At 50.2% G+C, this 12,323-nt stretch carries 16 protein-coding genes; 11 read left to right on the forward strand and 5 right to left on the reverse strand.

The window, feature by feature from the left end:
- Positions 1-52: 52 nt before the first annotated feature.
- Positions 53-484 (forward strand): class III signal peptide-containing protein, encoded by a 432-nt coding sequence (locus tag DNK57_RS01865; protein WP_192961355.1) that lies wholly within the window; start codon positions 53-55, stop codon positions 482-484.
- A gap of 8 nt (positions 485-492) precedes the next feature.
- On the forward strand, positions 493-1,383 hold the full coding sequence (locus tag DNK57_RS01870; RefSeq protein WP_192961356.1) for a DUF2101 family protein: 891 nt from the start codon (positions 493-495) through the stop codon (positions 1,381-1,383).
- Between the two features lie 96 nt (positions 1,384-1,479).
- On the opposite strand, the gene DNK57_RS01875 is transcribed toward DNK57_RS01870, so the two are convergent.
- Complete coding sequence (locus tag DNK57_RS01875) at positions 1,480-1,863, reverse strand: hypothetical protein (protein ID WP_192961357.1); 384 nt, start codon at positions 1,861-1,863, stop codon at positions 1,480-1,482.
- An 87-nt stretch (positions 1,864-1,950) separates the two neighbouring features.
- On the opposite strand from DNK57_RS01875, the gene DNK57_RS01880 reads away from it, so the two are divergent.
- From DNK57_RS01880 to DNK57_RS01910, 7 genes are all read left to right on the forward strand, one after another.
- Positions 1,951-2,835: a hypothetical protein gene (locus tag DNK57_RS01880; RefSeq protein ID WP_192961358.1), complete on the forward strand. Its 885-nt coding sequence runs from the start codon at positions 1,951-1,953 to the stop codon at positions 2,833-2,835.
- Between the two features lie 18 nt (positions 2,836-2,853).
- On the forward strand, positions 2,854-4,926 hold the full coding sequence (locus tag DNK57_RS01885; RefSeq protein WP_192961359.1) for a hypothetical protein: 2,073 nt from the start codon (positions 2,854-2,856) through the stop codon (positions 4,924-4,926).
- 2 nt (positions 4,927-4,928) lie between these two features.
- Complete coding sequence (locus tag DNK57_RS01890; RefSeq protein WP_226890958.1) at positions 4,929-5,978, forward strand: hypothetical protein; 1,050 nt, start codon at positions 4,929-4,931, stop codon at positions 5,976-5,978.
- A 31-nt stretch (positions 5,979-6,009) separates the two neighbouring features.
- On the forward strand, positions 6,010-6,402 hold the full coding sequence (locus tag DNK57_RS01895) for a hypothetical protein (RefSeq protein WP_192961362.1): 393 nt from the start codon (positions 6,010-6,012) through the stop codon (positions 6,400-6,402).
- 29 nt (positions 6,403-6,431) lie between these two features.
- Positions 6,432-6,836: a hypothetical protein gene (locus tag DNK57_RS01900; RefSeq protein WP_192961363.1), complete on the forward strand. Its 405-nt coding sequence runs from the start codon at positions 6,432-6,434 to the stop codon at positions 6,834-6,836.
- Between the two features lie 93 nt (positions 6,837-6,929).
- The gene (locus tag DNK57_RS01905; protein WP_192961364.1) at positions 6,930-7,727 is read left to right on the forward strand and encodes a hypothetical protein; all 798 of its coding nucleotides are present in this window, start codon (positions 6,930-6,932) and stop codon (positions 7,725-7,727) included.
- Complete coding sequence (locus DNK57_RS01910; protein WP_192961365.1) at positions 7,727-8,407, forward strand: diphthine--ammonia ligase; 681 nt, start codon at positions 7,727-7,729, stop codon at positions 8,405-8,407. The genes DNK57_RS01905 and DNK57_RS01910 overlap by 1 nt, the downstream gene beginning before the upstream one ends.
- 28 nt (positions 8,408-8,435) lie before the next feature.
- Here DNK57_RS01910 and DNK57_RS01915 read toward each other — a convergent pair whose 3' ends face one another.
- The 3 genes from DNK57_RS01915 to DNK57_RS01925 all read right to left on the reverse strand — a co-directional run bounded on the left by DNK57_RS01915 (position 8,436) and on the right by DNK57_RS01925 (position 10,245).
- Positions 8,436-8,834 (reverse strand): RNA-binding domain-containing protein, encoded by a 399-nt coding sequence (locus DNK57_RS01915; protein WP_192961366.1) that lies wholly within the window; start codon positions 8,832-8,834, stop codon positions 8,436-8,438.
- Positions 8,827-9,384 carry an AAA family ATPase gene (locus DNK57_RS01920; protein ID WP_192961367.1) on the reverse strand — a complete coding sequence of 186 codons (558 nt, stop codon included), beginning with the start codon at positions 9,382-9,384 and terminating at the stop codon, positions 8,827-8,829. Before DNK57_RS01920 ends, DNK57_RS01915 begins: the two co-directional genes overlap by 8 nt.
- A 114-nt stretch (positions 9,385-9,498) precedes the next feature.
- A complete protein-coding gene (locus DNK57_RS01925; RefSeq protein WP_192961368.1) occupies positions 9,499-10,245 on the reverse strand; it encodes a 4-phosphopantoate--beta-alanine ligase in 747 nt (248 codons plus the stop codon).
- Between the two features lie 190 nt (positions 10,246-10,435).
- Between DNK57_RS01925 and DNK57_RS01930 the strand changes: the two genes are divergently transcribed.
- Together DNK57_RS01930 and DNK57_RS01935 are read left to right on the forward strand one after the other, a co-directional pair.
- On the forward strand, positions 10,436-10,648 hold the full coding sequence (locus tag DNK57_RS01930) for a hypothetical protein (RefSeq protein ID WP_192961369.1): 213 nt from the start codon (positions 10,436-10,438) through the stop codon (positions 10,646-10,648).
- A 13-nt stretch (positions 10,649-10,661) separates the two neighbouring features.
- Positions 10,662-11,684 carry a M42 family metallopeptidase gene (locus tag DNK57_RS01935; protein WP_192961370.1) on the forward strand — a complete coding sequence of 341 codons (1,023 nt, stop codon included), beginning with the start codon at positions 10,662-10,664 and terminating at the stop codon, positions 11,682-11,684.
- 16 nt (positions 11,685-11,700) lie between these two features.
- On the opposite strand, the gene DNK57_RS01940 is transcribed toward DNK57_RS01935, so the two are convergent.
- Complete coding sequence (locus DNK57_RS01940; RefSeq protein WP_226890959.1) at positions 11,701-11,928, reverse strand: hypothetical protein; 228 nt, start codon at positions 11,926-11,928, stop codon at positions 11,701-11,703.
- Between the last annotated feature and the right edge of the window lie 395 nt (positions 11,929-12,323).

Genomic DNA, 12,323 nt, shown 5'->3' on the forward strand with positions numbered 1-12,323 from the left:
ATATAAGTGTAGGCCTACAGAATTTATATAGAGATGTTGAAAGGTGATCTGCATGGATAGCAGGGGACAGGTATCCCTTGAGTACCTTCTGCTCATACTGGTTGTCCTCATCGTCCTTGGAGGAGTAACTATACCCCTCATAGGGAGTTCAATCGAGGCAAGCACGGATGTTTCAAGGGCATCGGATGCCAAGGTGGCTGTTCAGACCATTGCAAATGCAGCTGACATAGTATACGCCAACGGCCCCGGAGCAAAGAGGACGGTGAGCTTCTATATACCTGTTAACGGGGTCATTATCACTGGCAATAACAGCGTGATCTTCACAGTTACCTACAGTAACGGCACACAGTCAAATATAAACGCATCGACACAGTACAACCTCACTTCACAGTCCGTGAATGTGCAGAGGGGATGGTACACGGCTGTGGTATACTGGCCACTGAATTCAACCACCGTTATTGTGACGAACATAACAAGGAAGTAGGTGATGTGATGGGCTTCTTCTCAAGACTCGGCAGTGCAGTGATAGCTCTATTCAACCTCATGGGAACCGCCATATTTGAAATTGTAAGGCTCCCTGGCAGGATGAGGAGGGCGGCCTCAGGGCTCCGCGAGGGAATCTCCGGGGTTGAGGTGGATGAGATACGGGAGAAACTTCATGATAGAACAAGGAAGATAGGGGAGCACATACCCTCACAGCACGATAATGAGGTCCGTGAGATCCTTGAGGAGGCGCAGAGCCATGACATCAGGATACCTGAGGATGACGCGCCCATAATTATCAGGACACAGCGATTTGACCCGGCAGAGAAGGAGAGCGCTGTCCTTAAACTGCAGATCGCAGCCTCTCTATTCATAGTCATATCCATAGTCTATGTCTTCAACTTCATATCGATTCTGGTGTTCCTCCCGGCAGCCGTTCTCCTGATAGCCCTACTCCTCTACATACTCTACAGGCAGATAAGGGTCATGTACCCCGGGGACTTCGAGGCCTACAGGGACTTCTTCCTCATGTACGTGGCTGTTGGAGTGGTTATAATCCTTGTATCAGGCAACTCGGCCCTTACAATGGCATTCCCATTCGTATTCTTCCCTGCCCTCACAACACTCCTCTTCGCCGTGATTGCAGTTGCAGCGGTCTTCCTTATATTCAGGGTCAGATATGTGCGTGACTACACCTTCGGTGAGGTTATAGATGTGGGTGAGAACACATCCTATGTACGTGTCGACTATGATATAAGGAGCAACGTCAAGCCAGATGTCTACATAGTTGAGAATAATGGCTTCAAGGTTGAGGTCCATGACACCGTGAAGCTTGCAGTTGAGGGTTCGATAATGAGCATGAGGGGTAACAGGCCCGTTAGGATAATAGGGATTGAGTGAGTTAAACCCCTGATAGGTTCATTATTTTTTTTTTTTGGATAATAGGGGTTGAGTGAGTTAAGTCCCGCCCATCATTATTCATTTCTGAATCCAGAACTATATCTGGACTGTGTATGTCCTGTCGCCGAGCCTCACCGTGGTGCTGTTAACCGGCCTCACACCGTTGACGGTAAGGAGAGACTCTACTGTCCTGTTTATGACAAGGGCACGGTACTCTGCCGGTATCTGTCCATCAAAGGAGATCCTTATCAACCGGCTGTTCCCGCCGGTGATGTTTATGCCTGTAACCCTCATTGGCTTCACTGATACATTGGTATAGGCTATCTCGGATATGGCCCCGGTTGCCCCCTCCCTGGCAGCGGCTGCTATGCTGTTCTCCTGTGACTGGGGACCGGCGATGGATGAGAAAGCCAGTACGATTATCAGTATGAATGAAACGATCAAAAGAAACTCCGCTGAGATCTGTCCCCTTGAGTCCATGATACCTCCTCCAGTTGATATATGGACAAAGAAATATATAATAGTAGTTACTGGGATAGATATATCCATAAAAGGAAGGGGATAACCTTGAGGGATTTACTGTCTGATAGGAGGGGCTTTGCATTCTCGCTTGATGTGCTACTTGCACTCATACCATTAACCATACTGCTCGGTATGCTGGCAGCTGACATGGATAATATCATGTATCTCACCCAGAGCACCATATATCAGAGTTCCCTTGACCGTCAGGCGTCTGATATCGCCGATGCCCTGGTTGAATCATCAGGGACTCCCCCTGACTGGGAACAGAAGGGGAACCCCCAGAGCATAGGGCTTGCAAGGTATGACCCTGTCAAAAAAATTCCCCAGAAGAACTACCTCTCCCCCTCCAAGATTGCAGGTATGAACACCACCAATATGGGGGAGCTCGTGGGTCCGGAGTATGGATACTACATCAACATAAGCACCACCGAGGGCCTCACAGTGAGGACCCTGGGGACACTCAACACCAGCGCCCCTGACATTGCAAGGGTTGAACGCTACGTCCTCACAACGAAGGTGGAGCGTGTTGGTTCAATAGAGGGCCTAATAAGGGATGCCGGGCAGCCAAGGACCTACACTACCAACTTCCCCACCAATGATGCCTATCTGAGGATATATGACTACTGGGTCCTCGTTATAAACAGGGGATACGATTCCGCCTTCGTGGATGTTAACAACAACCGTGTCGTGCCACCAAATGAGATAAACCAGCACTTAACCGAGATAAAGGAGCAGATAAACGAGACCTACCTCTACAATGACACTCAGTTCAGGGACAACATACTGAGTGTAAGGACCCAGAGTAACCCCGGGGCATCGATGGACGTTTACATCCTCGCGGCGCCAAAGGGGACACCTCCAGGGCAGATAACACTTGACAATGTGAGGGTAAGGCCTGCCAGGTTCGTCCTGTATCTCTGGTTAAAGTGATTGAGGAGATGTGATGATATGATCCGTGGTTTCAATGATGATGAGGGTGGATTCATATTCACAACGGATGCCGTCCTGGCCCTCATAGTCGTCTTCATATTCACAGCATCCATTGTAACCTACTTCGCCCTGCCCAGTTACATGGGGGCAGACCACCAGCACCTTGAGGCCCTAGCAGCGGATGCACTTGATGTTATGAGACAGGACGGAACCCTCTACTCTGCAGCCGCAATGTACTCCCGCAACAACACCGCAGGGGCAGAGAACCTTATAAGGTCCGAGCTCCAGTCCATGCTACCACCGGGGGTTGGCTATGAGTTGAAGATGGGACCGTACCCCACCCTGAGGAATGATAGCGGGATACTCATCTCAAGGGACACTGCATCAAGGGCCATCGTTATCTCGGGACCCGAGGAGGGCTGGCTTGGACGTGCATGGTACAAGATGGAGGAGGTCACCCTGGAGGACCAGCAGATAAACTCAACGACGACGGTCTGGAATTTCCACAACTGGTTGAGCAACTTCTGGAACAGCCTCTATTATAATCCATACTGGGGTTACAAGACATCCCCCAGGAACATCAGCTTCTCTGTTCCATCAACCAGTATCAACTGGGGAAGGTTCCTCCTTGGCTCATGTAACCGGCAGAACAGGTCATCATACGGGGCAAATGTTGTTATAAACAATGTGCCCCATGTTGTGGGGAACGACAGCTTCACCTTCCTCAACCTCCGCCCCGGGACAACCAGGGAGCTCATGTACAACTATCAGGGTAACATCACCTCCCTAACCGGTGGAAGCAACAACTTCTATGTACAGTTCACAAACATGACCACAACAGGGAGCACTGACTATGACCTTCCATGGTTCTCGATAATAGCCAACTACACAACCACCATAAAGGTGCCGAAGGGAATCCTAACCCGCACATTTCAGTTCAATGACGCGGCGGGGCTGGCGGTTCCAAGTCTGACAAGACTGGATAGAAATGGGACCATGGGTTACGGACGTATATATGACCTTAACACGGGCACAGTCACCAACCTCAACACCCGGAGGGTCATAGCATGGAACAGCATGGTCGGACAGAACCATGTCTACTCAGATGGTCTCCCATTTGTAATCGATAATGTTAACGGAGAGCCTTCAGATGGGTGTGCAGTGAGCGTCACCCAGGACATACCGATACCAGCCGGTTCAAGGATACTCGACGCCTACACCGTCGTGAACCCCTATGGTGGTGTTGACGATGCCCTTGTGGAGGTATGGAACGGGACCGCATGGAAGGTGGCCTTCTGTTCATTTGATTACGGGGGCGTGGATTACAGTGCAGTCAGTGATGGGTACGGTAACGTCCCCGGGATAGTATACATCAGGGACTACCTCCGGGCGGGCCAGACAAACAGGGTCCGCGTCACAATATGGGACAACGTTCCAGGGCAGGACTACGACCTCGTGGGCCTTGTTGACTCCTACTCCACCGTGTCGTACACGTCACTCCCGATCCAGTGGAACAACTACGCCTTCAACAGTTACCAGAACTCCACCAACGTCTCTGCACCTGTGAGGCAGTTCTCCATTGGCCCCGATGCCAAGAAGGTCCTCCTCTTCGTGGGGGCGGGCCTCGATACAAAGTCAGTTAAGGTTGAGGTTAAAAACTCCACCAGCGCATGGACCCAGCTCTACAGTGGCCCTGTTCCATTCTCACTGGATATAGGTGCCATTGATGTGGCTGGTAGCAGGATATTCACAACGGGTGGAACCCCCGGCAACTACAGCACAAGGCCAGGGTCATATGATATCCGTGTAACCATAAACTCTGGTCAGGGATGGGAGTCAGGCGACTCCAATGCTGAGATATATTCAGGTACACGGGTGGCCGTGATCTACCCCAAATTCCTGGCCAACATGTGGGCCACAGAATACGCCAATGATGCATACACGGCCCAGGCCCTTGCAAGGCAGGAGCTCATAGCCATGCTCCAGGCTTCAGGTTACACCATTGACCCGTCACTTATAAGGACTGAGGCCCTCTACACTGGGGATATACCGAACTCCCTGCCGGTTAGATTAACACTATGGAGGGATTGAGTATGGGGATAATCTGTGATGAGGATGGATACGCATTCACACCCCTCGCAGTGCTCCTATTCATACCGGTCATAATAATAGCCATATCCTACGGGGACATCGTCAACGAGGCCAACATGCTGGCAGCGCTCTCAACGGGTGGCGATGTGACCATAACGGTTGTGGGTTCAATATATTCGACCGTGGAGAAGGCCGCTGCTGACGCTGGACGTAACGCGGCCTACAATGCATCCAGGAATGTCATAGACAATGCAGAGTTCTTCCCCCAGGGAACGAGCAAGGCGAATATAACTGAAAACATTGTGAACGCCATAAATGACAACGTGATAAACACCTCCCTGGAACTTGAAAGGCAGACCGGCCGCCAGATCTACATCAAAGGTGTTCCCATAACCAATTACACAAACGCCACATTCACGACCTCCGACGTCACCCTCACACAGGATGACCCCTTCGGGTTCAAGGTTGAGATACGGGGGGGCATACCCCTTAGGATAGTCCAGAAGGACCAGGTCTACGAGTTCACACTCCCCCCGGTCTCATCATATGTGAGCCTTGAGGGTATAGAGGACCCCTACATCTGGATAAACACGAAGTTCCGTGTAAGTAACGTCATATACAAGTACCCCTACTATGCCAGTAACGGCAGCTACGCTGACTACCGCTTGAATGAGAGTGTTGATAGCGAGGGACACCTCCAGAACCTCTGGTACTGCCTCAACGGGACAGATAACCCCAGCAACATAACCCCAAGGCCCTACTACTTCATAGACCCCAACGGGCTCTCATTCTTTGACAGGCTTGAGAACCGTTCAAGCTCCGCTGATCCGGCATACACGAGGATGAGCACCTTCATAATAGGGGACCCCCTCCTGGAGGACCACAACGGTAACCAGTACATATCGAAGGTGGACAGGGAGTACTTCCTTGGAATCCCGGGTACAACCATAAAGGTCAGGAATAACATAATGTACGACCCGCTGGGGGCACCCTTCTGTCTCTCAACTACCTACAAGAACCTCCTCGGCCTTGCTGCGAACAACTACCCTTAGTCCCTGGACTGTGATGAAAAAAGGTGATCCAATGGATGATGGTGGAGTTTTAAGTATAGACTTCCTCTTCGCGACACTGATAGCCCTTATCATAATTGCAGGGATGGTCAGCATTGTGGAAAGTGAACTTTCAAGGACACAGGCCGGTGAACTCGGCGAGGCAAGGATGATGGGTGAACGTGTTGCAGGTGCAGTCAATGCGGCATACACGAATGGCCCTGGCTTCGCCGTTAACGTAACATTACCCTCTGATTTTCCCCACACAGTTGAGGTGAGGAACGGGCAGGTCACGGTGTTCTACAAAGACCAGAGGATCAAACTGAGCATCATACCCAAGGTAAACGTCACAACCACCAACATGACCCCTGGAAAATACACCATAAAGAACCAGGACGGCGCCATAACCATAACAAGGATAACATAGGGATTCATTCACTAACAGGAGGATTAACCTTGTTTGATGATCTCAGATGGGAGTATAAAGCACTTATACTGATTGGTATATTCACCCTCTCGGTGATCATATACTCATACAGTTCCTTCAATTCCGGTGAGAGGGAGCGGATCTCAGATTCCACCCCGGTTGAGCCGCAGCCCCAGCCGGTGCCCATCAACATCCCCAACATGACCTCAGATAACACCACAAACACTACCAAGAATGTGACAGCTGAGGAGGCAAGGCAGATAGCCGCTGAACCCGGCTACACCGCAGGCCAGCCCTCCAGGGGTTCAATAAATATAAACGGCACTGATATTCCAGTATGGGTCGTACCGCTTCAGAGGGGTGGGAAGACCGTTAAGGAGGTCTATGTGAGCATTGAGGGTGGACGGATAGCTGGGGAGAGGGAATTCCAGTGAGTTGAACACAGCCATCACAAGATATTTAAGTTTCCATGAGATACTATTGATACAGATTAAAAAAGCCTCCTAGAAGGATCTGCGGTGAATACAATGGACGTTCTAAGTGTAACTGTAATGCTGGCCCTCTTTATCCTCCTACTTGCATTCATATTCTCTGCCGGCCTCATGACACCCATAATCGGGAAGAAGAACCTGCTATTCGTGGTCTTCATAGGCTTCGTTGCAGGGACAGTCGGGGGGGCCTTCCTGGTATCCCCTGTCTATGATGATATCCCTGAAATAGCAAGGGGGATATACATCTCCACTGAGGGTGGCACAGAGACAGTAACAGCTGATGTTTCAGCAGCCACCGATATCGTGAAGCTCACAGAGGAACTCAGGGCCCAGGAGGGCGTTGTGGATGTACACTCAGAGGGGATAGTGATAAAGACTGACAGGTTCTCAGAGGACCGTAAGAGGATAATAGAGGATAAGATCTCGGTAATAGACTCCAACATAACATCATGGAAGGTCTACACAAATGGAACCATAATTTTACAGGTTAAAAGGGGATACAACCCTGTAAAGGCCCTTGAAAACCTTGCAGAGTGGCTCATGTACACCGGTGGCATAAATACAAGGTACAGCGCCGTCCACCTTGTTGTGGAGGTTAATCCCAGGAATGTTGATTCAGTGGTATCCTACCTCCAGGCAAGGGACATAATTGTAACCGGGGTGAAGGGTCCGGCCGAGGAAAGGGTTGCTGCCCTGAAGAGTTCACTCCCGGCTAAATCCAGCATAGTACTCTTCTGCGGCGTCCTGGGGATGCTAACGGGACTTGCAGGTGTTTTCATCGACTCCATCCTGGGTTTTGTGAGGGGCATATACGAGAGATACAGGGGTGTCTGATGAAGTCTGCAGTTCTGTATTCAGGTGGTAAGGACAGTACGATGGCCCTCTATCATGCACTCCAGGAATCAGAGGTGGAGTGCCTGGTCTCTGTGATCTCGGATAACCCAGAATCCCACATGTACCATGTGCCCAACATACACCTGACAGCCCTCCTTGCAGAGGCCCTGGGGATACCTCTGATGGAATCAAGGACCGCCGGGGTCGAGGAGGAGGAGGTTGAGGACCTGGCCGCAGCACTTAAGATTCTTGCTGAGAGGGGTGTGGAGGCTGTCTACTCCGGAGCCCTGTACTCAGAGTATCAGAGGTCAAGGATAGACTCCATCTGCAGGAGGCTGGGTTTAAGGTCAGTGGCACCCCTCTGGCACAGGGACCCCCTGGATTACATGGAGGAGATAGTTGACCTTGGATTCAGGGTCATGGTGACTGCTGTTGCAGCCGAGGGCCTTGACGAGTCATGGCTTGGAAGGATAGTTGACAGGGCTATGATAGATGAACTGGCAGATCTGAGTGAGAGGTATGGTATAAACCCTGCATTTGAGGGTGGCGAGGCAGAATCACTGGTCCTTGACGGTCCAATATTTAAGAAAAGACTTGAAATAATTGAATACGAAAAGAAGTGGTTCTTTGATAACGGCTTCCTTGACATAAAGAGGGCTGTGCTGGTTGATAAGGATTGATTGTCCGACCTGATGGATTCAATGCGGGTCAATCAGCACCCTCTTCGGGGACTGAGACATCAGGTGCGAGCCAGTCTATCAGGCCCATTATATCATCTGATTCAAGCTCCACCAGTATGTCCCCAAGTGCGGAGATGGACTCCTCAAGGACGTTCACCCGGTTCATGAGGGCGGCCTGCTTGTTGATGTAGAACCATGTTGAACTGGCCCTGACGTGTTTTTTGAGTATCTTCCTTGCTGTGAGCCTTATCCTCCTCTTCTCAAGGGCCTCCTGGAGGTTCCTGAGGCTCCCTGCATCACCTGTTCCCCTCACGGTGTCGCCTTCAACCTCAATTTCAAGTTCAGGGAAGACGTTCTGAACAGCCTCCCTCACCTTCTCTGGATCCTCTGTCGCCCTGACCGGGGCTTCAACTTTAACTTTATCCATCATTTATCCTCCTCTGCTCATCCTTCTCTGCAAGTTTCCTGAGTATCTGCCTTGCCTGTTTTTTTATCTTCCATATTGGACCCTCATTGATTATCATATAATCTGAGGTTGCTATCACGTCACCTATACCGAATCCAAGTTCCCTCTCATCTCTTTCAACGAATTCATCGTACCTTTCAGAGTCGTCCTCCCGCTGCCTCTTCCTGAGCCTCCGGAACCGGGTCTTTCTTGTTGAGAACACTGATATGACCCTGAAGCCAGGGAAACTTTTCCTGAATATCTCCACCTCATGGGGGCTCCGTATACCCTCTATCAGGAACATTCCTGCGTCTGACTCCTGAATCCTTTCAACGCACTTTTCAGCGACGACGTACTTGCCGTATTCATCCCTGAGGCGAACAGCCGTCACCCCCGGGTCCTCACCCCTCTTTCGGGCTTCTTCCCTTATGACGTCACCCATCCTTATAATCTTGAAACCCATGGACTCGGCTATCCTTGATACAACGCCCTTCCCTGCTCCGGGCAACCCTGAAACTCCAATAACCACCATATTCACACGCTCAGATCCTTAATCTCCCAGATTTCATCCATGATCATCAATTAGAGATTACTTTAAATCAGCTTTTGGTTTGGATTGTGTCTGTGTAGTTTTTTGCTAGTATCTTCACAGTTCTGGATAGTATCTCCGGATGTCTATAAGTTTTAGGGTCTCACGGATATTCCTGAGGTTATCGAATTCATTGACGATCAGCTCAAGTTCATCCCTTGATAAGTCCTCAAGTTCCCTCACAGCCTCTATGAGGGCGGGTATGGCCCTTACGATGTTATCTGTTATGCTTATACTCGCCTTCCTGGATGTCCTTGATATGGGGTTCAGGTCAATGGTTATGACGGTCTTACCTGACTCCACCAGTATCTCTGTCCTGTCACCATCCTCCAGGGGGACCAGGACCACGTCGGCACTGTAGATGCCCTCAGGGCTTGCTGTTGCCCTCGGACTCTTTATATCATCGATGTAGAGTAGCTTGTCTGTGCCGAGGACCTCATTGGCGCCGTGTTCCAGGAGGACCTCCTCTATCAGCCTCACCCTCTCCTCTGTCCGGTGGAAGAGGTTTATCTCGATCTTCCCTCCAATCACATCTGCCAGTTCAACCACGGCTCCCGCTACGAGGGCGGCTGTGTTGCCGTTAACCGAGATAACCGGGTTTTCTGCAAGGATGAGTGCTGCTGCAGCCGCCCTTATGGCCCTTGAAGCAGGTTCTGTGGTCCTCTCACCAAGGAGGTAGTCGAAGGCCTCGCCCCTACCGTGGGCGATCATGCCGGAATCTGCGAGTATGCCCCTACGCCAGGCCTCTGTTATCATCTCCCTCTGTATCAGTGAATGGTAACGTGGATGGTCCCTTGAAATCATGTTAATGTATTGTACCGGATACCTTTAATAAGTTTCAGCCCCGCCTTTAGGGCCCCACCCTTATCTTGGGGTGCTGATCCCCTCTTCAGGAAAGTTCATATCTGGCGTGAATCCCTGATTTTTTCCACTCTAGGCAACCTCAAGTAAGGTTTTATATCTCCTTGAAGATAATAGGGTTGGAGGAAAAAATATGGGAGATGAAGTGGAAATCAACAGAAGACCCAGGCAGCCTCCAGAGGGAGGCGGGCAGTGGAGAATATACCTTGGAGTTATACTGGTGATAATAGGGGTCCTGTGGTTCGCATTCGATGCTGGGATCATACCACCACAGTATTCAAGGTTCTGGCCCCAGGCACTCCTGGTTATTCTCGGAATTCTGATAATCATAAAGTCACGTAGCTGATCCGGTGGTAAACATGAAGGAACTCATGAAGCGTCTTGCAGTTGCAAGCGGAATCTCTGGATTTGAAGGTGAGGTAAGGGATATCATAGCATCAGAACTCGAGGGACATGTTGATGAGATAGAGGAGGACAGCCTCGGTAACATCATCGCGGTGAAGAGGGGGTCCGGTCCCTCAATCATGCTGGCAGCCCACATGGATGAGATAGGTCTCATGGTGAGGCACATAGATAAGAAGGGGTTCATAAGGTTCTCAAAGATCGGGGGGATCAGTGACCAGATGATACTCAACCAGGCAGTCTGGATTCACGGGGAGAATGGACCCGTGATGGGTGTCATCGGGTCAAAGCCACCCCACAGGATGAAGGCCTCTGAGAGGAAGAAGGTAACAACCCATGATAACATGTTCATCGACATAGGCGCCTCTTCAAGGGAGGAGGCAGAGGAGCTGGTGGCTGTGGGGGACCCCATAACATTCCATGCACCCTACAGTGAACTCCCCAACTCCCGTTTCACTGGGAAGGCCCTGGACAATCGTATAGGCTGCCTTGTAATGGTTGAGGTACTCAAGCGGGTTGAAACGGATGCAACCGTCTATGGTGTTGGAACGGTCCAGGAGGAGGTTGGTCTCAAGGGTGCCAGGACCTCAGCCTTCAGGCTCAACCCTGACATGGCCCTGGCACTGGATGTTACAATAGCCGGGGATCATCCCGGGATGAAGGAGGAGGAGGCCCCTGCGAAGCTCGACGGTGGACCTGCCATAATCCTCACCGATGCCAGCGGGAGGGGTATAATAACCCATCCACGTGTTAAGGACTGGCTGCTTGAGACTGCACGTGAGGAGGACATACCTGTCCAGATAGAGGTGAGTGAGGGGGGTACAACCGATGCAACCGCCATTCATCTCACAAGGGAGGGCATACCCGCCGGTGTGGTATCTGTACCCACAAGGTACATCCATACAACGGTGAGCATGGCAAGCATGAAGGACATCGAGATGACCGTTGATCTCCTTGTTAAGGCAATTGAAAGATTATAACCCCCCTCCTATTCTTTTAGCTGGACATTAACTTCATTTTCCCGTCAAAGTAGAATATGCAGGGACTGTCAGTCCAGCGATCATAGACCTCAACAACATACTCAGCCCCATCCCCGAAGTTTTCAGGGTCTATAAGTTCCCTGAGGAGTCTGATGATGTTTTCATCTGAGACCCCTGTTTTCCAAGGAAACTCGCACTCCTTCTTCATTTCAAAGACCCTTATTACGACTTTCCTTTTATTCAAAATTAAACCCTCCATTAATGGTAAATATAACGAACATAAAATCACAGGACAATCTTAGACCATAAACCGCAAAACCATAATAAAAATGATCGGATACACATAATACATGTAAAAAATTGAAAAAAGAGAACAAGAACAAATCGAACAAAAAGACCTTATAAACGTCCGGATAAAGAAAGACCCCAAAGAAATACGCTTAACCCTGCCAGTGGGACGGGGTGGGAAACTATACATTCCCAAGGAAGCCCCGCGAAACCCTGAACACCAAAAAAGGCGACCTACTGGACCTGAAGATCGAAAACATCATGAGGTTAAAAAATTATAAGAGGGGGTGAGAAAATGGGGATATTAAGCATTTTGAAAGGTATAGTATATCTATTGTTATAGGTGTGCTT

It is taken from the genome of Methanothermobacter thermautotrophicus, assembly GCF_014889545.1.
Taxonomy (GTDB): Archaea; Methanobacteriota; Methanobacteria; order Methanobacteriales; family Methanothermobacteraceae; genus Methanothermobacter; species Methanothermobacter thermautotrophicus_A.

Coding starts and splice junctions, on each gene's coding strand:
- DNK57_RS01865 (WP_192961355.1), top strand. CDS start 53: ATGGATAGCAGGGGACAGGTATCCCTTGAGTACCTTCTGCTCATACTG.
- DNK57_RS01870 (WP_192961356.1), top strand. CDS start 493: ATGGGCTTCTTCTCAAGACTCGGCAGTGCAGTGATAGCTCTATTCAAC.
- DNK57_RS01875 (WP_192961357.1), bottom strand. CDS start 1,863: ATGGACTCAAGGGGACAGATCTCAGCGGAGTTTCTTTTGATCGTTTCA.
- DNK57_RS01885 (WP_192961359.1), top strand. CDS start 2,854: ATGATCCGTGGTTTCAATGATGATGAGGGTGGATTCATATTCACAACG.
- DNK57_RS01890 (WP_226890958.1), top strand. CDS start 4,929: ATGGGGATAATCTGTGATGAGGATGGATACGCATTCACACCCCTCGCA.
- DNK57_RS01895 (WP_192961362.1), top strand. CDS start 6,010: ATGGATGATGGTGGAGTTTTAAGTATAGACTTCCTCTTCGCGACACTG.
- DNK57_RS01905 (WP_192961364.1), top strand. CDS start 6,930: ATGGACGTTCTAAGTGTAACTGTAATGCTGGCCCTCTTTATCCTCCTA.
- DNK57_RS01910 (WP_192961365.1), top strand. CDS start 7,727: ATGAAGTCTGCAGTTCTGTATTCAGGTGGTAAGGACAGTACGATGGCC.
- DNK57_RS01915 (WP_192961366.1), bottom strand. CDS start 8,834: ATGGATAAAGTTAAAGTTGAAGCCCCGGTCAGGGCGACAGAGGATCCA.
- DNK57_RS01920 (WP_192961367.1), bottom strand. CDS start 9,384: ATGGTGGTTATTGGAGTTTCAGGGTTGCCCGGAGCAGGGAAGGGCGTT.
- DNK57_RS01925 (WP_192961368.1), bottom strand. CDS start 10,245: ATGATTTCAAGGGACCATCCACGTTACCATTCACTGATACAGAGGGAG.
- DNK57_RS01930 (WP_192961369.1), top strand. CDS start 10,436: ATGGGAGATGAAGTGGAAATCAACAGAAGACCCAGGCAGCCTCCAGAG.
- DNK57_RS01935 (WP_192961370.1), top strand. CDS start 10,662: ATGAAGGAACTCATGAAGCGTCTTGCAGTTGCAAGCGGAATCTCTGGA.